Source organism: Streptomyces sp. NBC_00236 (assembly GCF_036195045.1).
Taxonomy (GTDB): Bacteria; Actinomycetota; Actinomycetes; order Streptomycetales; family Streptomycetaceae; genus Streptomyces.
Genome location: NZ_CP108100.1, coordinates 860076 through 885571 on the forward strand (window position 1 = coordinate 860076; position 25496 = coordinate 885571).

Sequence of the window (25496 nt, forward strand, 5' to 3'; positions counted from 1 at the left end):
GGAATCGGATTCCGGATACCGCCTGCCACCCGGCAGGCCGAGGAGGCGCGGTATGCCGAGCGGGGTCGTAGGGCGCGCAGGGGGCGAACGGATACTCGCCTCGCCCTTGTGGCGCGGTGGCGCCGCGCTCCTGGCCGGTGCGCTGCCCGCGCTCGCCTTCCCCGCACCGGGACTGTGGTGGTTCGCGTACGCCGCGCTGGTCCCGTTGCTGCTGCTGATCCGGTCGGCCGGCACGGGGCGCAGAGCGGCGCTCGACGGCTGGCTCGGCGGGACGGGCTACATGCTGGCCGTCCACCACTGGCTGATGCCGAGCCTGCATGTGTTCATCGTGGTGCTGGCGGCCCTGCTGGGTCTGCTGTGGGCTCCGTGGGGGCTGCTGGTCTCCCGGCTCCTGCGCGGGCCGGTGTCCGGTGCGCGCGTCGTGACGGCCGTGATCGTGGTGCCGTGCGGCTGGCTGATGATCGAGGCGGTCCGGTCCTGGGAGGGGCTGGGCGGCCCCTGGGGGCTCCTCGGCGCCAGCCAGTGGCAGGTGGCGCCGGCGCTCCGGCTGGCCTCGGTGGGCGGGGTGTGGCTGGTGAGCCTGATGGTGGTCGCGGTGAACACGGCTCTCGCACTGCTGCTCACGGCTCCCGCCGCCCGCGCGATGGCCGTCGCCACGTTCGTGGCGGGCGCCGTGGCCATGGGCTCGGTGTGGGTCTGGGCGCCACAGCCCGAATCGTCCGGGACGGCACGGATCGCCGTCGTGCAGCCCGGTGTCGTCGAGGGTCCCGGCAGCGTGCAGCGGCGGTTCGCGCGCAGCGAGGAACTGACGCGCTCGCTGGCGGGCCGGGACCTCGACCTGGTGGTGTGGGGTGAGAGCAGCGTCGGCGTCGATCCGGTCCGGCGGCCCGACGTCACCGCCAGGATCGCCGCGCTGTCGCGCCTGGTGGGCGCGGATGTGCTGGTGAACGTGGATGCCCGGCAGACCGATGCCTCGGGGCGGACCGGGATCTTCAAGAGGGCTGTGCTGGTGGGTCCGCAGGGGCTGACCGGGGACCGTTACGACAAGATGCGCCTGGTTCCCTTCGGGGAGTACGTCCCCGCCCGCTCGGCGCTCGGGTGGGCCACGTCGATGGGCAAGGCGGCGGGCGAGGACCGGCTGCGCGGCACGGGCCCCGTGACGATGACGCCGCCGGGCGCGCACGGTCTGCGCATCGGTCCGCTGGTCTGCTTCGAGTCCGCGTTCCCCGACATGAGCCGGCGGCTGACCCGGGACGGCGCCCGGCTCCTGATCGCCCAGTCGTCCACGTCGTCCTTCCAGCACGGCTGGGCGCCCGGCCAGCACGCCTCGCTGGGGGCGCTGCGGGCCGCCGAGAACGGCCGCCCGATGGTGCACGCCACGCTCACGGGGGTGAGCGCGGTCTACGGCCCTCAGGGGCAGCGCGTCGGAGCTCCGCTCGGTACGGACACGAGCGGAGCGGCGGTGTACGGCGTGCCGCTGGCCCGGGGCACGACGCTGTACGTCCGGCTGGGCGACTGGCCGCTCTACGGCGCACTGGGAGTGCTGGCCGCCTTCTGTGCCTTCGAAGGTCTACGGGCGGTGCGCGGGCGAGGGCCGGCGGAGCCTGTCGGGGCCGTCGCCCCGGTCGTCCCGGCAGGGAGCGCGGGGCCGGTGGGCTCCGTCCTCACGCCCGCGGAGGCCCCGGCCGAAACGGCGCCTCAGTGAGCCCGGGCCTCAGACGGTGGCGCGGCCCGGTCCGTGCACCGTGACGATGTCGCCCATGGCGTCGACGGTGAGCGCGACCCGTTCGACCTTGGTGGTCACGCCGAGGACCAGCCACACCGCGCCCCAGAGGAAGCAGGTGAGGGCCGTGAGCACGGCGTGCAGCACATGGTTGGGTGGCCGGCCCCGGACCATGACGACCTGGGTCTCCGAGCGGGACTCCACACGCCAGCCGCTCGCGATCCGCTGGTTGACCGCCCAGTCGAGGATCAGCGCACGCTGCGTGGCATCGGGCGGGCGCCCGTCCGCCGAGTAGTAGCCCGGCGGCGGCTGGAGCGCACCCCAGCCCTCCGGCTCGCGGTGGGACTTCACGAGGTCACCTCCACGGGCCGACGGTCCATCCACCCAGCCTGCATCGGTGCCGTTGGGCACGCATCCGGAGCCGTTCCGGGGCGGCCCCGGACGCCCGCGCCGCAGACGCTATGCGCAGTCGAGGTCCCGCAGCACCCGCTCGCACAGCTCGTGCGTCGCCAGCGCGTCCCGGGCGCTCAGCAGCTTTCCGGCCCGGACGGCGTCCAGGAACGACCACACGCTCTGCTCGATGCCGCGCTGGCGGGCCACCGGCACCCAGTCTCCGCGCCGCCGCAGGCTCGGCTGGCCCTTGTGGTCGATGACCTCGGCGAGGTTGACCACTTCGCGCTTGGAGTCCTGGCCCGAGACCTCCAGCCGTTCCTCGGTCGAGCCGCTGAGCCGGTTCATCGCCCCGATGGCGGTGAAGCCGTCTCCCGAGAGCTGGAGCACGACGTGGTGCATGAGGCCGTCACGGATCCTGGCCCGGACGACGGTGTGCTCGACCGGCCCTGGGGCGAGGAACCGCAGGGTGTCGACCACGTGGATGAAGTCGTCGAGGACCATGGTCCTCGGCTCCTCCGGCAGCCCGACCCGGTTCTTCTGCATGAGGATCAGGTCGCGCGGGTGCTCGACGCATTGCGCGTAGCCGGGCGCCACCCGTCGGTTGAAGCCGACCGCGAGGCTGACACCGCGTGCCTCGGCGAGCTCCACCAGGCGCTCGGACTCGGCGAGTTCGTAGGCCAGCGGCTTGTCGACGTAGGTGGCGACGCCCGCTTCGAGCAGTCGGCCCGCGATCTCCGGGTGCGCGGCGGTCGGGGCGTGCACGAACGCCGCGTCCAGGCCCTGGGCGAGCAGCGAGTCGAGGTCGGCGTGGCACTGGGCGGCCGGGACGCGGTGGGCGGCGGCGACCGTGGCGAGGGTGGCGGGGGTGCGGGTCTGCAGATGCAGTTCGACCCCCGGCACGGTCGTGAGTACCGGCAGATACGCCTTCTGCGCGATGTCGCCGAGCCCGATGCAGCCGACCTTCACAGGGTCTCCTTCTCGCTGTTCAGCGCCGCACGTCGCGGTCCTCCTCCGTGGAGGCCGACCGCGGCCGGGCCTGCGCGTCCTTCGTCCCGGCAGCATACGTGTGCTGCGGTGGCCGCCAGTCGGCGATGCCGTCGAAGGTGCGCAGGACGAGCCCCGGTCCGAGCCGGGAGAGGGTGGACATCACGAAGTCCCGTACGGCGACGGCCGGGGCGGAGCTCAGCCGCATCAGCCGGGTGACCTGTGCGGCCTTGCGCACGATGGCGGTGGTCCGCGGCAGCCGGTCGGCGGTGTACCCGGCCAGACCCGCGCCGAGGTCCCTGCCCGGCGCCACGTGGTGGGCGAGCACGATCCCGTCCTCGATGGCCTGGTTGCCGCCCTGGCCCAGGGTGGGTGCCATCGCGTGGGCGGAGTCCCCCACGAGGACGGTGCGCCCGCGGTGGAAGGCGGGCAGGGGGCGGTCCATCTGGTAGACGTCGTTGCGCAGCACGCTCTCCGGCCGGGCGGCGGCGATGATCTCCGGGACCGGGGTGTGCCAGTCCCCGAAGCGGCGCAGCAGTTCCGCCCGTTCGTCGTCGGCGCGCTCCCCCGCCGGGGCGGCGGCCGCGGCGTACGCGTAGATGCGGCCGTCCTTGAGCGGCTGGGTGCCCCACAGGGCGCCGCGGCCCCAGGTCTCGTGCGGGGCGAAGGGCCCGGGCGGTGCGGGGACGACGACGCGCCAGGTGGTGAATCCGGCGTAGGAAGGGCCGGGGTGGTCCGGGAACAGGGCGCCGCGTACGGCGGAGTGGATGCCGTCGGCGCCGACGACGAGATCCGCCTCGATCGTTCCGTCCGCCGTACGGATCATGGCGCGCCTGCCCCCTGCGACACCCGGGTCCACGAGGTACGCGGGGCAGTCGGTACGGATGGCGGATGCGGGCAGCCGGCCGGCGATGCGGTCGATCAGGGTGGCCCGGTGGACCAGGACGAACGGTCCGCCGAAGCGTTCGGCGGCGGCCGCGCTGTCCGTACGGGAGAGCCGGCGGCCGTCCGGGCTGCGCATGCATCCCTCGCCCTGCCAGGCCGCCAGGGACCTGATCTCGTCGCCGAGCCCGATGACGTCCAGGGCACGCTGGGCGTTGGGGGCGAGACCGATGCCGGCCCCGACGGGCCGGAGCGAACCGGCCTTCTCCAGGACCGTGACCTGCCAGCCGGAACGGTGCAGCGCCACCGCTGCCGTGAGGCCACCGATTCCGCTGCCGATGACGACCGCTCGGGGAGCGTCCATGGCTCCTCCTCAGCTCTCTGGAACTACACCTGTAGTGACTTGACCAAGCTACTACAGGTGTAGTGAGAGCGGTAGGTTGATCCCATGGCCACACGCACCGCCGCCGGTTCCTCCCGGGCCGCGCTCATCACCGACGCCGCACTCGCGCTCCTCGCCGAACGCGGCATGCGGGGTCTGACCCACCGTGCGGTGGACGAGCGCGCGGGCCTCCCGCAGGGATCGACGTCCAACTACGCCCGTACGCGGCAGTCCCTGCTGGAGGCGACGGTGCGACGGCTGGCCGAACGCGAGGCCCGGGTGCTCGCGCCGGGAGAACTCCCGATGCCGGGAGGGCGCGCGGAAGGCGCCGGGGCCACACCGCCCGATCCGTCCGGACCGGCCGCTCCCCCCGGCCCCGAGGCCCTGATCACAGGTCTCGCGGCGGCCCTCCACCGCTATCTGACCCGCCACGGCGACCTGCTCGTCTGCCGCTACGAACTCGCCCTGGAGGCCACCCGCCGCCCCGAACTGCGCGCGTTCTACGACGCGACGGGCCGGCAGTTCCGCGAACCTCTGGAGGCGCTGATGGCGGCGGCCGGCTCGCCCGAACCGGAACGGCACGCCCTGTCCCTGGTGGCCTGGTGCGAGGGGCTGATGTTCTCGTGCGCGGCGGGCTCCTACCACCGCTCCGTGCCGACCGAGGCGGAACTGCGCACCGGCTTCGGCGAACTGCTGCGCGGGATGCTGGGCAGAGCGGAATGAGGCGGGTCCCGGACACCGGCGACACGCGGGGGCGTCATGCTGACCGGGTCACTCGTGCGGGCCAATCCGGGCGTCGCGGTGCACGCGACGGGCCGTCCGCACCGCAGAGTTGATCAGGTGCATCGAACCAGAACCACCGTGAAACTCCTGGTCGGCGTGGCTGTCACGGCCCTGTCCGGGTGTGTGTCCGTACAACCGGAGCCGAGCGCACCGGCGCGCCCGGAGAGCAGCCGGCCGGCGCAGCACCTGGCGCCGCAGATCATCCGGCCCCCGGTACGCGACACGCTGGAGGCGCTGCCTGATCCGAAGCCCTCGGCCAAGGCTTCCCGCCGGGCCGCTCCGGCGCCTCCGGCAGCGCGCCGCGACGACCCGCGGCCCCCGCAGCAGCGCCGCCCCGCCCAGGCCCGTCCGCAGCCACGCCGGGCCGCTCCGTCCGCCCCCGCTCCCGCCCTGCCGGCGCCCGTCACCGGGGCGGACGTGTGCGCGCTCGGGCGGGGTTACGGGCACTGGCCCGCGGGCAGCCCGCAGTCGCGGATCTGCGACGACACCTACGGCCGCTGACACGGCGGACCGGCACCGGCGGCGGCCCGCCCGGGCCACCGCAGACCGCGCCCGCCCCGGCCACGGGGCACGTGTCCGGGGCGGGCGGTCAGAACTCCCGCAGTCGCCGCTCCAGCCGTCCGATGGCGGCCCGGACGCCTCCTCCGTACCCGTCGTCCATACCGTCGTCCGCGAGGACTCCCGAGGCCTGCCGGGCCCGGTCCAGATGGATCCGGGCGGCGGCGGGCCGTTCGAGTTTCAGGTAGTCCGCCGCGAGGTTGAGGTGCAGCGAGGGACGGAAGGCACGCACGGCGAGCGCGTCCCGGTGCCCGGCCATGCCGTCGCCGGTCAGCGTCTGGGCGGCGGTGAAGGCCCGCAGGTCCCAGGCCAGCTCGTCGCCGGGGTCGTCCTGGGTGTCGGCCATGTAGTGCGCGAGAGCGCACCGGTGCCAGGCGTCACCGCCCTCGCCGATCTCCGCCCAGAGGGCGCCGAAGCGGTTGCGGGCCTCCTCCCGGTCACCACCGTGGAGCAACATGACCGCCTGGCCGATTCTGGTCATGACGACGTCCTGCGACGCCTCCTGCTGCTCCGTCACCGCGGTCTCCCTCGCACCTGTCCGCCCACGCCCGGCCGATCGGTCCCGGCACACTCCGGCTGCCGCCTCCGGAGGAAACCTGCCGGTCTCTGCCGGTTCCCTCCGGTTACAGCCGGTTCGACGCTAGTCGCCGCGGCGGACATTCGCACTCAGGCTCCGGCGCGCCCTCAGCCCAGGTCGGGGATGCGCCAGTCGATGGGCGGGTGGCCCTGCGCCGCGACCGCCTCGTTGATCTGCGTGAACGGACGCGAGCCGAAGAACTTCTTCGCCGAGAGCGGCGAGGGGTGCGCACCCTTCACCACCACGTGACGCTCCTCGTCGATCAGCGGAAGCTTCTTCTGGGCGTAATTGCCCCAGAGCACGAAGACCGCCGGGTCGGGCCGTGCGGCGACGGCGCGGATCACGGCGTCGGTGACCTTCTCCCAGCCCTTGCCCTTGTGGGAGTTGGCCTCACCGGCACGCACCGTCAGTACCGCGTTGAGGAGGAGCACACCCTGCTCGGCCCACGGCATCAGATACCCGTTGTCCGGGACCGGCAGGCCGAGCTCCTCCTTCATCTCCTTGTAGATGTTGCGCAGGGAGGGCGGCGTCTTCACGCCCGGCCGCACGGAGAAGCACAGACCGTGCCCCTGACCCTCGCCGTGGTACGGGTCCTGGCCGAGGACCAGGACCTTCACCTTGTCGTACGGGGTCGCCTCCAGGGCCGCGAACACCTGCTCCCGGGGCGGATAGACCGGCCCGTCGGCCCGCTCCTTCTCGACGAATTCCATGAGCTCCCTGAAGTAGGGGCTCTCGAGCTCATCGCCGAGTACGCCGCGCCAGGACTCGGGCAGCGGGTAGGTGTCGGTCACGTCAACAACCTCCGGTAAGCAATTCGGTTCTTGATCCCAGAACCTACCGGGGGCCACTGACAACGGACCCCGGGGAGCCCCCGGGGTCCGTGGCCGGCGGACCGGCTACCAACTGGCCTTGCGGTACAGCTCCCACATCTGCATGACCGTCTGCGGGTCCAGCGCGCGCTCGCCGCCGCCGATGTCCTCGCCCGCGGCGACATAGAGCTTGCCCTGCCACAGCGGCAGCAGCCGGACGTCGTCGACGAGGATCTCCTGGGCCCGCTCGAACTGCTTGCTGACCGCGCCGCGGTCGCTCTCCTTGCGGGACTGGGGCAGCAGCTGGTTCGTGATCTCGTCCTTCACGTAGGGCATGCCGGTGACGCTGTCCTTGCCGACGAACGGGGCGATGAAGTTGTCGGGATCCGGGAAGTCCGGGAACCAGCCGCGCCCGAAGACGGGGTACTGGCCCTTCGTGAAGCCCTCCTGGAAGGTCTTCCAGGGCTTGCTCTTCAGGGTGATCCTGAACAGCCCGGAGGCTTCCAGCTGGCGCTTGAGTTCCGCGAACTCGGGGGCCGTCGACGATCCGTAGCGGTCGGTCGTGAACCAGAACGTCATCGCGACCGGCTCGGTGATGCCGGCCTTGGTGAGGATCCTCTCGGCCTTCTTCCTGTCCGGGTCGCCGAACGTGTCGAAGAAGCTCGTGGTGTGCGCCGCGATGCCCTTGGGGACCATGGAGTAGAGCGGCTCGGCAGTTCCCCGGTAGACCTTGGCCACCAGCGCGTCACGGTCCACGAGCTGGGCTATCGCGCGCCGGACGGCCGGGTTCCCGGCCGCCGGGTCCTCCGGGTTGAAGACCAGGAAGCGGATGTCGGCGCCGACCGACTCGACGATCTGCAGGTCGCTGTCGGCGTCCTTGTTGTCCTCGAGGTTCACGACCTCCTCGGCACCCAGACCGCGGTACGTGGCGTCGATCTCGTCCTTCTTGAGCGCCGCGACCATGGCGCCGGACTCCTTGAAGTACCGGATGGTCACCGCGTCGTTCTTGCGGTCGGCGAAGCCCTTGTAGTCGGGGTTCCGCACCAGCTCGGAACGGTCCCCCGGCTCGTAGTCGTCGAGGAGGTAGGGACCGGACCCGGTGACCTTGCCGTCGTCGCGGATCTTGTGCTTCGAGTACGCGCTGGGCGCCACGAGGGACATGGCCGGCGTGGCCAGCACGAACGGGAAGGTGGCGTCCGGCTTGCTCAGGTGGAAGACGACGACGTCGTCGCCCTTGGTCTCCACCCGGTCGAGCGAGCCGAGCATGCCCACCGGGCCGCCCTTGACCGCGATGGACCTGATCCGGTCGATGGAGTACTTCACGGCCTCGGCGTCGAGCTTGTCACCGTTGGAGAACTTCAGACCCTTGCGGAGCTCGCAGCGGTAGGCGGTGCTGGTGTTGTCGGTGAACCGGCAGTTGTCCGCGGCGTCGGGCTCGGGGCTCGTGCTGCCGGTGGGAAAGCTCACCAGGGTCTGGAACACGTTGCGCATCAGCTCCCAGGAGCCGTCCCAGGCCGCGGCGGGATCAAGGGTCGACGGCGAACTGGTGGTCCCGACCGACAGCTTCTGTTCCACGTCCGAATCGCCGCCGGGGAGCAGACCGCAGCCGGCCAGCAAAGACAGGGAAGCAAGGGCTGCAGCAGCCTGCAGACTGGCCCGGTAGAACACGTGCACGCTCCTCGATCAGCCATGGGTCGGCAGACCATACCGCAGCGCCCCGCCGGGTCAATCCGCTGGCCCGACGGGGCACTTGAGTCAATCAGGGCCAAAACGGCCCAGGCCGTTCTCAGCCCACGCCGGCATTCAGGAAAATCCCGCCGTCGACCACGAGGGTCTGGCCGGTGATCCAGTCGGACTGGCTCGACGTGAGGAAGGCCGCGGCACCGCCGATGTCCGCGGGGACGCCGAGCCGGCCGAGCGGGTAGGCGGCGGCCGCCTCCGCCTCACGGCCCTCGTACAGGGCCTGCGCGAACTTCGTCTTCACGACCGCCGGAGCGATCGAGTTGACCCGCACGACCGGCGCGAACTCGTGTGCCAGCTGCAGGGTCAGATTGACCATGGCCGCCTTGCTCATGCCGTACGCGCCGATGAACGGCGAGGCGGAGACACCCGCGACGGAGGCGATGTTGACGATCGCCCCGCCGTTCTCCTTCTGCCAGGCCTTCCAGGTCTGCTGGGCGAAGCCGAGCGCCGAGATCACGTTCGTCTCGAAGACCTTGCGGGCCACGTTGAGGTCGAGCTCGGCGATCGGCCCGAAGACCGGGTTCGTACCGGCGTTGTTGACCAGGAAGTCGACCCGGCCGAACGCCTCCATCGTGCGCTCGACGGCGGCCGCCTGATGCGCCTCGTCGTGCGCCTTGCCCGCGACGGCGATGACCCGGTCGGAACCGAGCGCCTCGACGGCCTCCTTCAGCGCGTCCTCGCCGCGCCCGGTGATGCACACCCGGTCGCCGCGGGCGACGAGCGCCTCGGCGATGCCGTAGCCGATGCCCCGGCTCGCACCGGTGATCAGCGCGACCTTGCCACTGTCCTGCACAGTCATGATGTCCGTAACCCTTCGGGTCAGTTGAGCGGTCCGCCGGCGACGTACATGACCTGGCCCGAGACGAAGCCCGCGTCGTCGCCCGAGAAGAAGGCGATGGCGTTGGCGATGTCCTCCGGGAAGCCGACGCGCTGGACCGGGATCTGGGTGGCTGCGGCGGCCTGGAACTCCTCGAAGCCCATGCCGACGCGCTCAGCGGTCTGCGCGGTCATCTCGGTGACGATGAAACCCGGCGCGACGGCGTTGGCGGTGATGCCGAACTTGCCGAGCTCCTTGGCGAGCGTCTTCGTGAAGCCCTGCAGGCCCGCCTTGACTGCGGCGTAGTTGGCCTGGCCGCGGTTGCCGAGGGCCGAGGAGGAGGACAGCGAGACGATCCGGCCGAACTTGGCGTCCACCATGTGCTTCTGGACGGCCTTGGCCATCAGGAACGCGCCCTTGAGGTGCACGTTCATCACGATGTCCCAGTCGGACTCGCTCATCTTGAAGAGCAGGTTGTCGCGGAGCACGCCCGCGTTGTTGACGAGGATCGTCGGGGCACCGAGCTCCGCGGCGACCCGCGCGACGGCGGCTTCCACCTGAGCGCTGTCCGACACGTCACAGCCGACGACGAGGGCCTTGCCCCCGGCGGCGGTGATCTTCTCGACGGTGTCCTTGCAGGCCGCCTCGTCGAGGTCGAGTACGGCGACGGCGCGGCCCTCGGCCGCCAGGCGTACCGCGGTGGCGGCACCGATGCCCCGTGCGGCTCCCGTCACGATGGCTACGCGCTGCTCGGTGGTGGACATGCTTGGCTCTCCTCGCCCTTGGATCGCGGCTCAGCGGACGTCGGGAGCGATTCCGCGGGACAGGCCCGCGAGAACATCCCCGATAACTGAGCAACCGCTTAGTACCTTCAGCAGACGAGACGCTAGAAGCCCTGGCACCCGGTGTCAACGGCCCACGGACGCAGCGGCGCATGTCACACCGGACGGCGCCGCCCCAGCGGCGGGCGGGGGCGGCGCCGAAGCGGCAGCGATCAGCGCACCAGCAGGTCGAGGAGCCGTTCGACCTCGGCGGCGGGGTCGGTGGTGAGACCGCTGTGCACCGGGCTCGGCTGGATGACGGTCGAGCGCGGCGCGATGAGCCAGCGGAAGCGGCGACCGGCGTCGTCACCGGCCGCCTGGCCCGCGTCCGTACCGCCGCGGCAGACGCCTTCCACGGCGTGCAGTGCGGCCCGCACCCCGGTCACGTCGGCGCCGGGGTCCAGGGCCATGAGCTTGCCCTCGTCGAGGGCCGTGCGGGCGGCGACGAAACCCTTGGCGCGGCAGTAGACCACGACCCCGGCGTTGAAGAACTCGCCGCGCTGGACCCGTGGCACCACGCGCAGGAGGGCGTACTCGAAGACATCGCGCTTGCTCACGGCCGGCCGCCCTTGTCACTGTTCTCGTCGTCGTGCCGCGGGGCGAGGCGTTCGCTGAGCCAGCCCGGAGCCTGTGAGGGCTTGGACACGGTCGGTGCGTCCAGGATGATCCGTTCATGGATGGTGGCGGCACGCGGCAGCAGCGCCTCCACATAGGCGCGGCGCAGCTGATCCGTCGACTCGAAGCCCGGCTCGTCCACCAGCCACTCGTCGGGGACGTCGGCCGCTACCTCGGTGAGGAGGTCCTCCGTGACCAGCGGGGCCAGTTCGGCGGCGGCGGCCGCGACGTCGGGGCCGAACGGCGCCAGCGCGTGGTCGGACGCGTTGTACGGCTTGGCGGCGGACGCCTGGGCGCCCGGCCAGTTGTGGTGCCAGATCATGGTGGCGCCGTGGTCGATGAGCCACAGGTCGCCGTGCCAGATCAGCATGTTCGGATTGCGCCAGGAGCGGTCGACGTTGTTGATCAGCGCGTCGAACCAGACGACGCGTCCGGCCTCGCGCGGGTCCACCTGATAGGCGAGCGAGTCGAATCCGAGGGAGCCGGGAAGGAAGTCCATCCCGAGGTTCAGCCCGCCGCTCGCCTTGAGCAGTTCCTGCACCTCCTGGTCGGGCTCGGCGAGGCCGATCACCGGGTCCAGCTGGATCTGCACGAGATCGGGGACACGCAGCCCGAGCCGCCGCCCGAGCTGCCCGCAGATCACCTCGGCGACCAGCGTCTTGCGGCCCTGTCCGGCTCCGGTGAACTTCATGACGTACGTGCCGAAGTCGTCGGCCTCGACGATTCCGGGGAGCGAGCCGCCCTCACGCAGGGGCGTGACGTAGCGGGTCGCGGTGACTTCTGTCAGCATTTCGCCAGGCTATACGGCACCGCCGCCCGGAGATCCATGACCGGTGGCGGAGGGCGCCGCCCGGATCCACCCCCGGGCGGCGGGTGCCCCTCACCCCGTGGCGGCCCGCTCCCGGACGGCGGGGGCGACAGGGGCCCCGTTCGCACGGCCGGAGGACAGTGCGGCCTCGACCACCGCGACCGCCGCGTGGATGTCGGCCGCCGTCACCAACGGGGTGCGTCCGTAACGGATGTCGTCGCAGAACTCGGTGAACAGCAGGCGCAGTGCCGTCGTCGCCGCGGGTCCGGCGACCTGGTGGGCGGAGCTGTCGCCGCCCGCCGTGCGCACCGTGACCGCCGGCGCGTCCTCGTCGGCGAGTACGTGGCCGTGCGAGCCGAGCACCCGCAGGCTGGAGGAGACCGGGGCCGGGCCCACGCCGGCCGGTGTGCGGGCGACGGTCACCGTCGCCACGACTCCGTTGCCCAGGCGGAGCGAGAGGACCGCGGCGTCCTCGACGCCGTACGCGCCGTGCGGGCCGTCGAAGAGCGGCACATGGGGTGCGGCGCTGCTGAAGGCGACGACCTCCTCCACCTCCAGGCCGGTGAGGTGGCGGATCGCCAGGGCCGGGTACCAGCCGAAGTTCATCAGTTCGCCGCCGCCGGACAGGGCGGGGTCGCAGACGAGTTCGGGGCGTTCGACGGTGGCGCCTTCGAGGCCGCCGGCCGCGAGCCACTCGGCGTCGACGGCCAGCGGGAGGCCGATCGCGCCGGAGTCGACCGTGCGCCGGGCCCGGGCGATCTGCGGGGAGTGGAGGCGGTGCACGGCGGTGAGCAGCCCGGGCGAGCGGTCGGCGGCCTCCCACAGCCGCTGTGCGTCCCGGGTGGTGGTCGCGGCCGGCTTGTCGACGATGACGTGACAGCCCGCTTCGAGTGCGGTCACGGCGAGGTCGGCATGGCGCGTGGGCTCGCTGCACACGAGGGCGATGTCGCAGGAGGCGAGGCCCTGTTCGAGGTCGAGCAGCGGGATGCCGGTCGCCGCGGCCAGGGCGGCGCCGTCCTCGCGGAAGGGGCTGTCGGCGGTGTCGGCGCAGCCGATGACCTCGATGCCGGGCAGGGAGCGGAGCAGGGGCACGTAGTCACGGGCGTGCCGGACCCCGGATGCGATGAGGATCCTCATGTCAGCAGACCTCCTTGACGTCGACGGGGCGGGATTCGTCCGCGCTGAGCTGCGCGGCCAGGGCGGCGGCGAGGGCGGCGCGCACCTGGTGCGGTGCGGTCAGCGGGGCCGCGACGCCGTCCAGCACATCGCGCAGGTGCCGGGTCTGCGCGGTCATCGCGCCCTCGATCGAGGCGGGGGCGACGGGCGACGCGGACCGCGTCCGGGGCTCGTCCTCACTGCTGTGGTGCAGGGTGCCGGTGGTGCCGGCGAGCATCAGGCGGCGCACGAACGTGCCGCGTTCCACGAGGGCGTAGCACAGCTCGATGGTGGCGAGGGCGCCGCGGGCGAAGCGGACGAGGATCTGGAAGCTGTCGGGGGTCGGCATCCCGGGCGCCCAGGTGCGGCAGGGCCGGGCGAAGACCCGGACCGGTTCGTCGTCCATGAGCCAGGTCAGCAGGTCGAGGGCGTGCACGCCGTTGTGGGCCACGTGGCCTCCGGAGCGGGAGGCGTCCAGTTGCCAGCCCCGCCAGCCGCCCGGCCAGACGTGCCCGGTGTACCAGGTGAGGTGGGCCAGCCGGGGCGTGCCGATCGCGCCCGAGGTGACGGACCGGGCGATCTCCAGGTGGACGGGCTGGAACCGGGCGGTCTGGGCCACGAGCAGCGGCCGGCCCGCGGTCTTCGCCGCGGCGAGGATCCGGTCGGTGTCGGGGACGCTCAGCGCTGCGGGCTTCTCCAGCAGGACGGCCCGGCCGGCTCCGAGGGCGGCGACGGTGAGATCGGCGTGGGACTCCGGTGAGGTGCATACGGCGGTGACGTCGACGGCGTCGGACCAGGCGGTCGCCGGGTCGGTGGACCAGGTGGCGCCCTCGGCGAGCCCGGCCAGCGCGGCGGCCCGTTCGGGGTGGCGGTCGACGACGTGCGCGAGCCGCAGTCCCGGGACGCCCGCGATCGCCGTGACGTGATCGCGGGCGATGACCCCCGCGCCGATGACGGCCACGCGGTGGTCGTCGGCCCGCTGTCCGGGGTCGCGCGCCTTCTTTGCTCCGGGTACCGGTACGGGGTTCATCCGCGGCTCCACTCACTCAGGGACTCCTAGACATCAGACATCTTATGTCTGATGTCTAGGAGTGGATCCCCAGGGTCCGCTTCAAGGGGCAGGCGGCGTCCCCCAGGGGGCCTCCCGCTCCAACTGGGCACCGAGCGCGAGCAGCACGCCCTCCCCGCCGAGCGGAGCGGCGAACTGGACGCCCAGCGGCAGGCCCTCGCCGTCGTGGCCGAAGGGGACGGACATGGCCGGCATCCCGGTCACGTTGTGGACGCTGGTGAAGGCGGAGTAGACCGACGCGTGCCGGTAGACCGACTCCGGGGCGGTGGTGTCGAGGGTGCCGAGCAGCGGAGTGGGCTGCGCCAGGGTCGGGCTGAGCAGGACGTCGAACCGGTCGAACGCCGCACCGACCTCCCAGCCGATCTCCTGCGCCCGGCGCAGCGCCCGGCTGACGTCGGCGGCGGGCAGGGCGCGGTAGGTGTCGTACACGATCCGGGTGAAGGGCTCGATGTCGTCGTCGGCCAGGGGCCTGGAGAGCTCGGCGAGGCGGGCGTCGATCTGGGCGACCAGGTCGGCGCCCATCAGGACCGCGGACGTGCGGCCCACGTCGGCGGGGCGGTAGCGGGCGGTGGTCTCGACGACGTCGTGGCCGAGGCGTTCGCACAGCAGGGCCGCGGCGCGAGTCGCTCCTTCACAGTCCGGGTGGACGTCCGGGCCGTCCGGGAGTGCGGTGATCAGGCCGATCCGCAGTCGTCCGGGGGCGCGGCGGGCCAGTTCGGCGAAGGGTGCGGCCGGGACCGGTGCGGCGTACGCGTCCCCGGGCATGGGGCCGGAGACGACGTCGAGGAGCAGGGCGCTGTCCCGGACGGTCGTGGTGACGGCGTGGTGGCCCGAGACCAGACCCGACAGGGTGGTGGGGCGGGGAGCGGGCGAGACGCGCCCCCGGCTCGGCTTGAGGCCGAACAGGCCACAGGCGGCGGCCGGGATGCGGATCGAGCCGCCCCCGTCGCTGGCGTGCGCGACCGGGACCATCCCGGCCGCGACCGCGGCCGCCGAGCCGCCGCTGGAGCCGCCCGGTGAGCGGTCGGTGTTCCAGGGGTTGCGGGTGGGGCCGAAGAGAACCGGTTCCGTGGAGGCGTTGAGGCCCAGTTCGGGGGTGTTGGTGGTGCCGAGGACGACGGCTCCGGCGCGACGGTAGCGGGCCACCAGTTCGCTGTCGCGCCGGGCGGTCGCGTCGGCGAAGAGGCGGCTGCCGCCCGTCGTCGGCAGCCCTTCCACCTCGGTGCCGAGGTCCTTGACGAGCACGGGGACGCCGCGCAGCGGGCCGTCCGGCAGACCGGCCGCCACCTCCGCCAGCGCGGACTCGAAACGGGTGTGGATCACGGCGTTGAGGCGGGGGTTGTGCTCCTCGATGCGGGCGATCGCCTGCTCGGTGACGGTACGGGCGTCGGTGTCGCCGTTCCTGACCGCCTCGGCCGTGGCGACGGCGTCCCGGCCCCTCATCCCACGTACCCGGCGGGCTTGCCCCAGGTCTCGCGGCGGGTGGTGCCCCGGTCGACGAGCACGCAGCGGGTGCCGGTGAAATTCGTGGGCATGCACTTGTTGCAGTGGATGCACAGGGACGGGGTGGTGGCGTCCTTGCTGATCCGGTTCACGAGGTCGGGCTCGCGCAGCAGGGACCTGGCCATGGCCACGTACTCGAACCCCTCGCGCATGGCGAGGTCCATGGCCGGCTTGTCGGTGATGCCGCCGAGCAGGATCATCGGCAGCTTCACGGCGGCGCGGATCTGCCGGGCGTCCTCCAGGAGGTAGGCGTCCCGGTACGGGTAGCTGCGCAGGAACCGCTTGCCGACCAGCTTCACCCCCAGCTTGATCGGCTGCGGCATGATCGCGGAGAAGTCGTCTAGCGGGGCGTCGCCCTTGAACAGGTACATCGGGTTGAGCAGCGAGCTGCCCGCGGTCATCTCCAGGGCGTCGACGGTGCCGTCCTGTTCGAGCCACTGGGTGACGGGGATGGCCTCGTCGAGCCAGAAGCCGCCGGGGACGCCGTCGTCCATGTTCATCTTGGCGATGACGGCGATCCTGCCGCCGACCGCGTCGTGGACGGCCCGCATGATCTCCCGGGCGAACCGGGCCCGGTTCTCCAGGCTGCCGCCGTACCGGTCGGTGCGGTGGTTGACCTTCGGGCTGAGGAAGGAACTGGCCAGGTAGTTGTGGCCCAGGTGGACCTCCACGGCGTCGAACCCCGCGTCGACGGCGCGGCGGGCGGCCTCGGCGTGCGCCTCGGTGATGCGCCGGAGGTCGTCGACGGACGCCTCCTGCGCCCAGCTGATCGTGGTGGCGTGGAAGTGCCTGGACGGGGAGAGGGCCGGGGCGCCGTTGCCCTTGGGGTTGGCGACGGGCCCGCCGTGGCCGATCTGCGCGGACACCGCGGCACCCTCGGCGTGCACGGCGTCGGTGAGGACGCGGAGTCCCGGCATCGCCTCGTCGGTCCAGTGGATCTGGTGCCGGTCGGTCCGCCCCTCCTTCGAGACGGCGCAGTAGGCGACGGTCGTCATGCCGACGCCGCCCCGCGCGTAGGCGACGTGGAAGTCGACGAGATCCTGGGTCACCAGGGACTTGTGGCTGAGTCCCTCGTAGGTCGCCGCCTTGATGACGCGGTTGCGGAGCTTGAGCGGGCCCAGTTCGGCGGGGGCCAGGACATCGGGGGTGTCGGTGGTGGTCACGCGTGGTTCCTTTTCGGTTCGACGTGGTGGCAGGCGACCCGGTGGCCGGGCCGGATGTCCCTGAGCGGGGGCTCCGTCCCGGCGCACAGGCCGGTGGCCAGCGGGCAGCGGGTGCGGAAGCGGCAGCCCGACGGCGGGTCCAGGGGCGACGGGAGTTCGCCGGCCGCGCCGTCGGCCACGGCCGGCTCCTCGACGGCGCCCGGGCCCCGCTGCGCTTCGGGGAGCGAGGCGAGCAGCAGCCGTGTGTACGGGTGGACGGCCTCGTGCTGCATGCCGTCGGACGGCAGCACCTCGCAGATCTTGCCGAGGTACATGACCATCACGCGGTCGCTGATGTTCTTCACCACGGACACGTCATGGGCGATGAAGACCATGCTCAGTCCGCGCCGTTGTGTCGCCGTCTCCAGCAGGTTGAGGATCTGCGCCTGCACGGACACGTCGAGGCTGGAGACGGGTTCGTCGCAGATCAGCACCTCGGGGTCCAGGAGCAGGGCGCGGGCGATGCAGACCCGCTGGCACTGGCCGCCGGAGAGTTCGTGCGGCCTGCGGTCGCGGACGGTCGCTGGGTCGAGGCCGACGTCGCGCAGGGCCGCGTCGATCCGGCTGTCCTTGTCGCGGGGGTCGTCGCCGCTCCCCCAGATCGACAGCCCTTCCCACACCAGGTCCTTGACCTTGCGGCGCGGGTTCAGCGCGGATACCGGGTCCTGCATGATGATCTGCATCCGGGCGCGGGCCCGGCGCAGTTCCGCGGGGGCAAGGCCGGTGAGGGTCACCTCGCCGAGGCGTACGGTCCCGGAGTCCGGGGGCGGCAGCTGGATCAGGGCGCGGCCGACGGTGGACTTCCCGCAGCCGGACTCGCCGAGGATGCCCAGGGTTTCGCCCGCCGCGACCTCAAGGCCGACACCGGAGACGGCGTGCACCCTGCGGCCCCGGCCGGCCGGGTACTCCACGACGAGGTTCTCCGCGACGAGTGCGGGGACGGTGGTGCTGGTGGTCGTCATACGGCAGCCTCCTCGACGGCGCCCAGGGGGTGGTGACAGGCGACGAGGCCGCCTGCGTCTCGGTCACCGTCGTATCCGGTGAGCGGCGGCGGCTCGGTGGTGCAGTGGTCGGTGGCCATGCCGCAGCGCGGGGCGAACCGGCAGCCGGGGGGCGGGTGCAGCAGGTTGGGAGGGCGGCCCTCGATGGTGGGCAGCAGGGTGTGCGGGGGCAGGTCGAGACGGGGGACGGAAGCGATCAGGGCGCTGCTGTACGGGTGCCGGGGGCGTTCGAACACGGCCGCTGTGGGCGCGTACTCGACGAGGCGGCCGGCGTACATGACCGCGACCCGGTCCGTCCGGCCGGCGACGGTGGCGAGGTCGTGGCTGATCAGGACGGTCGCCATCCTCAGGTCGCGGGCGAGCGACTGGAGGAGGTCCAGGATCTGCTTCTGCACGGTGACGTCGAGCGCGGTGGTGGGTTCGTCGGCGATGAGCAGGCGAGGGCCGCAGGCCAGGGCCATGGCGATGACGACGCGCTGGCGCATGCCGCCGGAGAGCTCGTGCGGGTACTGGCGGGCGCGTCGGGCGGGTTCGGGGATGCCCACCTGACGGAGCAGGTCGACGGCGCGGTCCCGGGCCTCGGCGCGGCTCAGGCCGAGGTGGGCGCGGACGCTCTCGGACAGGTGCGTGCCGACCTTCTTCACCGGGTTCAGTGAGGTCATCGGGTCCTGGAAGACCATGGCGACCTCGGTGCCCCACAGGGCTCTGCGGCCCGACGGGCTGAGCGCGTGGACGTCCTTGCCGCCGAGCATGACCTTTCCGGAGACGGTGGTGCCGGGGCCGTCGGTGATCAGTCCCATGAGGGTGCGGCCCAGAACGGACTTGCCGGAGCCGGACTCGCCGACGATGCCGAGGGTCTCGCCCTCGGACAGCGACAGGCTGACCCCGTCGACGGCCTGCACGGGGCCGCGCGGTGTGTGGAAGGCGGTGCGTACGCCGGTGGCGGTCAGCAGCTCGGACGCGTCGGGTCCGGCGGGTGCCGCGTGGTCGGACAGCGGTGGGGTGGTCACAGTTTCACGCTCCGGGAGTCCCAGCGCCCGCGAGCCTTCTCGCCGACGATGTTGAAGGCGAAGACGGTGAGGAAGAGGAAGGCACCCGGTACGAGCACGATGTGCGGGTGTTCCTCGAAGACCCGCCCCTCCCCCTCCGCGATCATGTTTCCCCAGGTGGGTTCGGGCGGCTGGATACCGAGCCCGAGGAAGCTGAGCGAGGCCTCGGCGACGATGAGGACCGAGATCATCACCACCGCCAGGGACAGCAGCGGCAGCAGGACGTTGGGCAGCAGTTCCCGCAGCATGATCCGGGAGCGGGTGGCGCCCATGGCGCGGGCCGCGACGACGAACTCCCGGTTGGCGTAGGCCATCGTGGTGGCGCGGGCGAGCCGCACCATGCCGGGGATGGTGAGCAGGGCCAGTGAGAGGGCCACATTGCGCAGATGCGGCTCCAGCACGGTGGCCAGGGCGATGAGCAGGATCAGCGGGGGCACGGCGAGCAGCGAGTTGGTGGCGATGCCCACCGCCCGGTCGACGCTCCTCCGGAAGTAGCCGGCCACCATGCCGATCGCGCCGCCGAGGACGGTGCCGACGGCGACGGCCGACAGCGAGATGATCAGCGAGGACCGCGCCCCGTACAGGGAGCGGGCGAGCAGATCGAGACCGAAGCCGTTCGTGCCGAGGGGGTTGGCCCCGGTGAACGTCGGGGTGGCGAAGGCCGGTTCGAGGACGGTGCTCGCGACGTCGCGGTCCTCTCCGACGGGCAGCCACGGGGCGAACAGGATCGCGAGGCCGAGCACGATGAGCCAGCCCGCGCCGAACCAGAACACCATGTCGAAGCCGGGGCCGGACCAGATCTTGCCGAGCCGGGACGCTCCGGCGAACGCCAGGCCGAGGCCCAGCAGGGCGAGGACCACCTTGACTGGCGTCACGAGCCGGGGTGTCGTCGCGCCGAACCCCAGCAGGACGAGGCCGACGACGGTGAGGGTCAGGGCGGTGAGCAGGGGCGGTGAGCAGGCGGCCCGCGTGCGCGGGGCGATGTCAGATATGGACACGTCGCGTCCTCGGGTCGAGGTAGCCGTAGGAGAAGTCGATGCCGGCGTTGATCACCACGTAGATGACGGCGATGGTGAGCACGGCGCCCTGGACCATCGGGTAGTCGCCCTGGCCCGCGGCGTTGACGACGACGGTTCCCATGCCGGGCAGCCCGAAGAGGTACTCGACGACGACGGTGCTGCCGATGAGCCGCCCGAGGCTGAGGCCGAGCAGGGTGACCAGGGAGAAGGAGGAGGGGCGCAGGGCGTCGGTGAACAGGATGCGCAGCGGGTGCATGCCCTTGGCGCGGGCGGCGAGGATGTAGTCCTCCCGCAGGGTCACGATGAGGTCGCCACGCAACACCCGTGTGAACATGGCGAGTTCGGCCAGCGCCACGGTCAGCGCCGGCAGGAAGGCGTGGTGCAGGTTGCCCAGCAGGTCGCCGTCGCCGAGCCGGATCCATTCGGAACGCGGGAACCAGCCCGCCGAGTTGACCAGGAGCATGATCAGCAGCAGCCCGGCGAGGAAGCTGGGCACGGAGAGCACCCCGAAGGTGCCGGCGCCGATGATCCGGTCGGCTGCCGAGTTCTCCCGGTACGCCGACCACATGGCCAGCGGTACCGCGATCAGCAGGGCGATGAGCAGTCCGAGCGCGGCGATCTCGAAGCTGACGGGCAGCGCGGACAGGACGCGGTCGGTGACGTCGCTCTGCGGCGGCACAACGGACCGGCCCAGGTCCCCGGTCAGGACACCGCCCAGCCAGTCGAGGTAGCGGGTGACCAGCGACTGGTCGAGGCCCAGTTCCGCGCGGAGCTCGGCGTACTCGGCGGGCGACCTGCCGCCGCCGAGGATGTCGACGGCGGGGTCGCCGGGCAGCAGGACCACCAGGGAGAAGACCCCCATGCTCGCGATGAGGAGCACACCCACCAGTTCCAGGACTTTGAGGGCCGGGCGGCGCAGCGCAGCGAAACTCATGGGTTCCTCCAGATCTGCCCGGTGGCGGCACACGGGACTACGGGATGCGCACCACGGTGCGGTGAGGCTACGGGCGGGCGGGCCGGCCGGCCCAGGACGGTGTCCCGGTGAGCGGGAGCGCTCCGGGGATCGCGGGGGCCGGCCGGCCCTCGGGACGTCACTTGCTGATCCACGCCTCACCGAAGAGGGTCATGTACTCATCGGTGGGCACGACACCGTGCACGTTCTTGCCCCAGGCGGTGAAGGCGGCGCTCGCGCCCAGGTTCACCAGGGGGACGTCCTCGTTGAACAGGGTCTGGACCTCGTCGAGGATCTTCTGGCTCTCCGCGTCGCTGTCCGCCGCCTGGAGGCGGACCAGCAGGGCGTCCATCTTCGGGTTCGCGTACCCGCCGGGGTTGCCGTAGCTCGTGGAGTTCAGGACGCTCTGCAGGCGGTGGTACGGATCGCTCTCGGAGATGCTTGCCGCACCGCGGCTGATGTCGAAGTCGTGCTCCACGTAGGTCTTCGACGTCCGGTCGGCGATCGACGAGACCAGGTCCAGTTTCACGGTGAAGCCGACCCGTTCCAGTGCGGCCTTGGTGACGACCGCCTTGGCACGGGAGACGGGATCGGTGCCGTCCATGTAGGTGACGGCGCCGTCGTAGCCGTCCTTCTTGGCCTCGGCGAGCAGCTTCTTCGACTGTTCGAGGTCGACGGCGAGGGGCTTCACCGTGGAGTGCAGGCGCGATTCCGGCGGAAAGATCTCCTTGCCGGGCAGGCCCTTGCCGTTGTAGGCGCGTTCGGTGTCGAGCTCCGGGTCGAGGGCCAGGGTCATGGCCTTGCGGACGCGCAGGTCGGCGCCGGGGCGGCCCTCGCGCACGTTGATCACCACCATGTTGCCGAGTCCGGTGAGGGTCAGCTCCCCGGGGTGGCCTGCCTTGACGGCTTCGTCGACGACGTCAGGGCTGCGCATGTACGTCAGGTCGACGGTGCCGTCCTCGAGCGACTCCAGCTTGGTGCGGTCGGACTGCGGCCAGGTGAAACGGATCGCGTCGAGGTGGGGCTTGCCCTTGAAGTAGCCCTTGTTGGCCTTGAGGACCATCTCCTCCTGGGGGGCGTACTTGTCCAGGACGAAGGGGCCGGCCCCGATGGGCTTGAACGTCTTCCCCGCGTACGCGGCGGGGGCCACGATCATGCCGGGTGCCTGGGCGAGCATCGCGGGGAACGTGGCCCAGGGGCTGCGGAGGGTGAAGACGACGGTGGTGTCGTCGGTGGCCTCGGTCTTCGCCACGTTCGGGGCGAGCAGCGCGGTGTCGGCGCCCTTGTTCTTCTGGTACCAGGCGAGGGAGGCGGTCACGGCGTCGGCGTCGAGCGGGGTGCCGTCGGAGAACTTCACGCCCTTGCGGAGCTTCAGCGTCCAGGTCTTCAGGTCGCCGCTGCTGCGCAGTGACTCGGCGAGCTGGGGTTCGTACTTCTTCGCCGCGGTGTCGTACCGCATCAGTACGTCGTAGACGGCGGCGAGCGCCGAGCCTCCGGAGGCTCCGGTGGCATAGGTGACGGCGGGGCTGAGGCTGCGGGCCTCGGCGTAGTCGGCGATGCGCAGAGTGCCGCCGTCGACCGGGGTGCCGCCTTCCGGCTGGTCGCCGACGATGCCGAAGGTGTAGCGGCCGCGTTCGGTCTTCTGCGTCTTCGCGCCGTCGGTCTTCCCGGCCTCGGACGATACGCACGCCGAGGTGAGCATCGCCGCGACGGCCAGGGTGGCGGCGAGGCGGACTCGCGGCCGTGGTGCTCGCTTCATTGCTTCCTCCATGAGCCCGGGCCGGTCGGACCGGTGCCGGAAGGTGGGAAAGACGGGTGCCTGAAGGCAGGTGGCACCGGGGCGGGAAGGCCCGGGGCCGGAGCAGGTGGGGGGACGCTACGGCCGTCGAAATCCGGCCGACGTGACCCATCCCACTCACCGGGAACCCTGCGATGCCCGCGATGACCGCCCGTCGCCGTCGTTGTCGCCGGGTCGTCGGCGTGCGACGGTGTCCCAGTGACCGGAATCAGCCATGAGGAAGAGGGCCCGGCACTGCTGACATTGGCCTCGACCGCGATCCCAGTGGAGTTCGAGACGCACCAGGAGTGACCTGATGTCCAGCGATACGGATCACCGCCCGGCCCCTCCCGCCGGAGCGGCGGAGATCATCGGCCGGCTCACCGGCCCGGGCGGCCGTTTCGAGCTGTCCGACGCCGAAGTGCTGGGGTCCCGCCTGCCGGTGTTCACCCACCGGCAGCGGGCTCTGCACGAGGTGTTGCACGCGTCCGTCGCCCATGCCGACCGTGAGTACATCGTCACCGCGGACCGGCGGATCACCTTCGCCGAGCACGCCGCCCAGGTCGCGTCGCTGGCCAAGGTCCTGCGGGAGGAGTACGGCATCGGCAGGGGCGACCGGGTGGCGATCGCCGCCGCCAACTCCCCCGAGTGGATCCTGACGTTCTGGGCCACCGTGTCGGTCGGCGCGGTGGCGGTCGGGTTCAACGCCTGGTGGTCGGCGCGGGAGATGGCACACGGCATCGACAACGCGCAACCGGCGCTGGTGGTGGCCGACGCCAGACAGTCGGCGAAGCTGGCCGACTGCGCGGTGCCGGTGCTGTCCGTGGAGAACGACATCGGCCGCCTCGCCGCGTCGCACCCCGACGCACCGCTGCCCTCCGCCGACGTCGCGGAGGACGACCCCGCAGTCATCCTCTACACCTCGGGCACCTCGGGCCGCCCGAAGGGGGCCGTGCACACGCATCGCAACCTGCTGGCCGTCGTCGAGTACCACCGCTTGAACGACGCCCTGTTCGAGGAGTTCGGCGATCCCGTGGCGTCGCAGGACCGCGTCTATCTGCTGACGCTGCCGCTGTTCCACATCGCGAGCCTGCACAATCTGGCCGTGCCACGGCTCGCCACCGGCAGCCGGATCGCCCTGCACCAGGGCTCGTTCAACGTGGACGCCGTCCTGTCCATGGTCGAGCGGGAACGGGTCACCAACTGGGGTGCGGTGCCGACCATGGCCCACCGGATGCTCGAACACGGCGGGGCCGACCGGTACGACACGTCCTCGCTGACGTCGTTCTCGCTGGCCTCCGCACCGTCGTCGACCGCGTTCAAGGAGCGGCTGCGCCAGGGCCTGCCGTTCGCGAAGGACTCGCTGGTGGACAGCTACGGCCTGACGGAGACCTGCACCGGCGTCGCCGCGGCGAGCGCGCAGGAGCTGGCGGCGGCACCCGGGACGCTCGGCCGGCCGGTCACCGGTGTACAGCTGGAGATACGCGACCCCGCCGGCGAGGTGCTGGGCGAGGGCGAGGAGGGCGAGGTCTGGGTCCGCAGCCAGTTCAACATGCTGGGCTACTGGCGCGATCCCGAGGCCACCGCCGGCGCCATCGGCCCGGACCGCTGGCTGCGCACCGGGGACCTGGGAGAACTGCGCGAGGGCCGGCTGTTCCTCAGCAGCCGCCGTTCGGACCTGATCATCCGCGGTGGCGAGAACGTCTACCCGGCGGAGATCGAGACGGTTCTCGTCGAGCACCCCGACGTCCGTGAGTGCCTGGTGATGGGGGTGCCGCATCCGGACCTCGGCCAGGAGGTCGCCGCGGTCGTGGTGCTCGCGGCGGGCTCGACGGTCACCGAGGAGACGCTGCAGGAGTACGCGGCGAACGCACTGGCCTATTTCAAGGTCCCCAAGCAGTGGCGGCTGACGCACGAGGAACTGCCGCGCAATGCCACCGGCAAGGTGATCCGGAACCAGGTGCGCGTCTGACGCCGCGCGGAGGGACGACAGTGCCCCGGCCGCCTGAAGCGGCCGGGGCACTGTGCGTGCGGCTCAGAAGTCGGCGGGCCCGCGCAGGGTCGCCTCTGCCCCTCCGTCGACGTACACCACCTGCCCGGTGATGTGGCTGTTTCCCCCGGAGGCCAGGAAGAGCACGGCCCGCGCGACGTCCTCCGGCTGCAGATAGCCGTTGAGCGGCATGGGCACCGCCGCGTCCATGACCTTCTTCATCTCCGGGTCGTCGAAGAGCCCCGCGCTCATCGGGGTCAGGACGACACCGGGCGCGACCACGTTGACGGGGATCCCCGCGTCGGCCCAGCCCTCGGCGACGGCGGTGCGCCGCGCCCACTGCGCGAGCGCCGCCTTGGACGAGGGATACAGCTGCCGCGCACGGCCGTCGGCCACGGCCCGCTCCGCATGCTCCAGGGCTGTGGTCTCGTCGCCGGCGAGGCAGGCGGCGACGACCTCCGGGTCGTGGGGCTGGGTGCCGGAGATCGAGCCGATGGCCACGGCCCGGGGCCGTTCGGCCGCGGCGAGGGCCGGTCGCAGCGCTGTCAGGAACTCGGTGGTGCCGAAGTAGTTGACGGTGACCATCGCGGTCCCCGGCACGGAGGTGCCGGCGCAGGTGACGACCGCGTCCACCACCCCGTCGGCCGCCTCGGCGGCCGCGACCGCGGCTTCGGCGCGGCCTGCGGGTGTGGACAGGTCGGCGTCGATCTCGCCGCCCCGGAGGTCCACGCCGATCACCCGGTCCCCCTGGGCCCGGAACAGGGTGGTGAGAGCGGCACCGATCCCGGAACCGGATCCGGTGACGACGACATTGCGCGGCATGACTACTCCTCGGGTGGGTCGCTGCTGCTGGCACACGAGGGCCGGCCGCCCCGGCACCCGCG

24 protein-coding genes are annotated in these 25496 nt (G+C 72.0%); 4 read left to right on the top strand and 20 right to left on the bottom strand.

The window, feature by feature from the left end; all coding sequences use genetic code 11:
- The first annotated feature begins 52 nt into the window (after positions 1-52).
- Positions 53-1705, top strand: coding sequence for an apolipoprotein N-acyltransferase (gene lnt, locus OG446_RS03745; RefSeq protein ID WP_328892674.1), 1653 nt, complete (start codon positions 53-55; stop codon positions 1703-1705).
- 9 nt (positions 1706-1714) lie between these two features.
- Here the strand turns inward: lnt and OG446_RS03750 are convergent, their stop codons facing one another.
- From OG446_RS03750 to OG446_RS03760, 3 genes are all read right to left on the bottom strand, one after another.
- Positions 1715-2074, bottom strand: a complete 360-nt coding sequence (locus OG446_RS03750) for a hypothetical protein (RefSeq protein WP_328892675.1) — start codon at positions 2072-2074, stop codon at positions 1715-1717.
- Between the two features lie 108 nt (positions 2075-2182).
- Positions 2183-3082 carry a Gfo/Idh/MocA family protein gene (locus OG446_RS03755; RefSeq protein ID WP_328892676.1) on the bottom strand — a complete coding sequence of 300 codons (900 nt, stop codon included), beginning with the start codon at positions 3080-3082 and terminating at the stop codon, positions 2183-2185.
- Between the two features lie 19 nt (positions 3083-3101).
- Positions 3102-4346: an FAD-dependent monooxygenase gene (locus OG446_RS03760; protein WP_328892677.1), complete on the bottom strand. Its 1245-nt coding sequence runs from the start codon at positions 4344-4346 to the stop codon at positions 3102-3104.
- Between the two features lie 84 nt (positions 4347-4430).
- Here OG446_RS03760 and OG446_RS03765 point away from each other — a divergent pair, with 84 nt between their 5' ends.
- Both OG446_RS03765 and OG446_RS03770 read left to right on the top strand, forming a co-directional pair.
- Positions 4431-5087, top strand: a complete 657-nt coding sequence (locus tag OG446_RS03765; RefSeq protein WP_328892678.1) for a TetR/AcrR family transcriptional regulator — start codon at positions 4431-4433, stop codon at positions 5085-5087.
- 117 nt (positions 5088-5204) lie between these two features.
- Positions 5205-5648, top strand: coding sequence for a hypothetical protein (locus tag OG446_RS03770; protein WP_328892679.1), 444 nt, complete (start codon positions 5205-5207; stop codon positions 5646-5648).
- An 88-nt stretch (positions 5649-5736) separates the two neighbouring features.
- Here OG446_RS03770 and OG446_RS03775 read toward each other — a convergent pair whose 3' ends face one another.
- The 16 genes from OG446_RS03775 to OG446_RS03850 all read right to left on the bottom strand — a co-directional run bounded on the left by OG446_RS03775 (position 5737) and on the right by OG446_RS03850 (position 22604).
- Positions 5737-6222, bottom strand: a complete 486-nt coding sequence (locus OG446_RS03775; protein ID WP_328892680.1) for a hypothetical protein — start codon at positions 6220-6222, stop codon at positions 5737-5739.
- A gap of 167 nt (positions 6223-6389) precedes the next feature.
- A complete protein-coding gene (locus OG446_RS03780; protein ID WP_328892681.1) occupies positions 6390-7073 on the bottom strand; it encodes a uracil-DNA glycosylase in 684 nt (227 codons plus the stop codon).
- A 105-nt stretch (positions 7074-7178) separates the two neighbouring features.
- The gene (locus OG446_RS03785; RefSeq protein WP_328892682.1) at positions 7179-8759 is read right to left on the bottom strand and encodes an ABC transporter substrate-binding protein; all 1581 of its coding nucleotides are present in this window, start codon (positions 8757-8759) and stop codon (positions 7179-7181) included.
- Positions 8760-8877: 118 nt separating this feature from the next.
- Positions 8878-9633 (bottom strand): SDR family oxidoreductase, encoded by a 756-nt coding sequence (locus OG446_RS03790; protein WP_328892683.1) that lies wholly within the window; start codon positions 9631-9633, stop codon positions 8878-8880.
- Between the two features lie 20 nt (positions 9634-9653).
- The gene (gene fabG / locus OG446_RS03795; protein WP_328892684.1) at positions 9654-10415 is read right to left on the bottom strand and encodes a 3-oxoacyl-ACP reductase FabG; all 762 of its coding nucleotides are present in this window, start codon (positions 10413-10415) and stop codon (positions 9654-9656) included.
- Positions 10416-10645: 230 nt separating this feature from the next.
- Entirely contained in the window at positions 10646-11029 is a 384-nt protein-coding gene (locus OG446_RS03800) for a DUF3037 domain-containing protein (RefSeq protein WP_326664653.1), read from the bottom strand.
- A complete protein-coding gene (locus tag OG446_RS03805) occupies positions 11026-11877 on the bottom strand; it encodes a HipA family kinase (protein WP_328892685.1) in 852 nt (283 codons plus the stop codon). Before OG446_RS03805 ends, OG446_RS03800 begins: the two co-directional genes overlap by 4 nt.
- Positions 11878-11967: 90 nt before the next feature.
- The gene (locus OG446_RS03810) at positions 11968-13032 is read right to left on the bottom strand and encodes a Gfo/Idh/MocA family protein (protein WP_328892686.1); all 1065 of its coding nucleotides are present in this window, start codon (positions 13030-13032) and stop codon (positions 11968-11970) included.
- 1 nt (position 13033) lies between these two features.
- Positions 13034-14080: a Gfo/Idh/MocA family protein gene (locus OG446_RS03815; protein WP_328892687.1), complete on the bottom strand. Its 1047-nt coding sequence runs from the start codon at positions 14078-14080 to the stop codon at positions 13034-13036.
- An 81-nt stretch (positions 14081-14161) separates the two neighbouring features.
- Positions 14162-15562 (bottom strand): amidase, encoded by a 1401-nt coding sequence (locus tag OG446_RS03820; RefSeq protein ID WP_328892688.1) that lies wholly within the window; start codon positions 15560-15562, stop codon positions 14162-14164.
- Positions 15559-16785 (bottom strand): NADH:flavin oxidoreductase, encoded by a 1227-nt coding sequence (locus OG446_RS03825; RefSeq protein ID WP_328892689.1) that lies wholly within the window; start codon positions 16783-16785, stop codon positions 15559-15561. Before OG446_RS03825 ends, OG446_RS03820 begins: the two co-directional genes overlap by 4 nt.
- On the bottom strand, positions 16782-17786 hold the full coding sequence (locus tag OG446_RS03830; protein WP_328892690.1) for an ABC transporter ATP-binding protein: 1005 nt from the start codon (positions 17784-17786) through the stop codon (positions 16782-16784). Before OG446_RS03830 ends, OG446_RS03825 begins: the two co-directional genes overlap by 4 nt.
- A complete protein-coding gene (locus OG446_RS03835) occupies positions 17783-18835 on the bottom strand; it encodes an ABC transporter ATP-binding protein (protein ID WP_328892691.1) in 1053 nt (350 codons plus the stop codon). The genes OG446_RS03830 and OG446_RS03835 overlap by 4 nt, the downstream gene beginning before the upstream one ends.
- Positions 18832-19872: an ABC transporter permease gene (locus OG446_RS03840; RefSeq protein WP_328892692.1), complete on the bottom strand. Its 1041-nt coding sequence runs from the start codon at positions 19870-19872 to the stop codon at positions 18832-18834. Before OG446_RS03840 ends, OG446_RS03835 begins: the two co-directional genes overlap by 4 nt.
- The gene (locus tag OG446_RS03845; RefSeq protein WP_328892693.1) at positions 19859-20827 is read right to left on the bottom strand and encodes an ABC transporter permease; all 969 of its coding nucleotides are present in this window, start codon (positions 20825-20827) and stop codon (positions 19859-19861) included. Before OG446_RS03845 ends, OG446_RS03840 begins: the two co-directional genes overlap by 14 nt.
- Positions 20828-20984: 157 nt before the next feature.
- Complete coding sequence (locus OG446_RS03850; RefSeq protein ID WP_328892694.1) at positions 20985-22604, bottom strand: ABC transporter substrate-binding protein; 1620 nt, start codon at positions 22602-22604, stop codon at positions 20985-20987.
- Between the two features lie 334 nt (positions 22605-22938).
- On the opposite strand from OG446_RS03850, the gene OG446_RS03855 reads away from it, so the two are divergent.
- A complete protein-coding gene (locus OG446_RS03855; RefSeq protein WP_328892695.1) occupies positions 22939-24594 on the top strand; it encodes a class I adenylate-forming enzyme family protein in 1656 nt (551 codons plus the stop codon).
- 63 nt (positions 24595-24657) lie between these two features.
- On the opposite strand, the gene OG446_RS03860 is transcribed toward OG446_RS03855, so the two are convergent.
- Positions 24658-25434, bottom strand: coding sequence for an SDR family oxidoreductase (locus OG446_RS03860; RefSeq protein WP_328892696.1), 777 nt, complete (start codon positions 25432-25434; stop codon positions 24658-24660).
- Between the last annotated feature and the right edge of the window lie 62 nt (positions 25435-25496).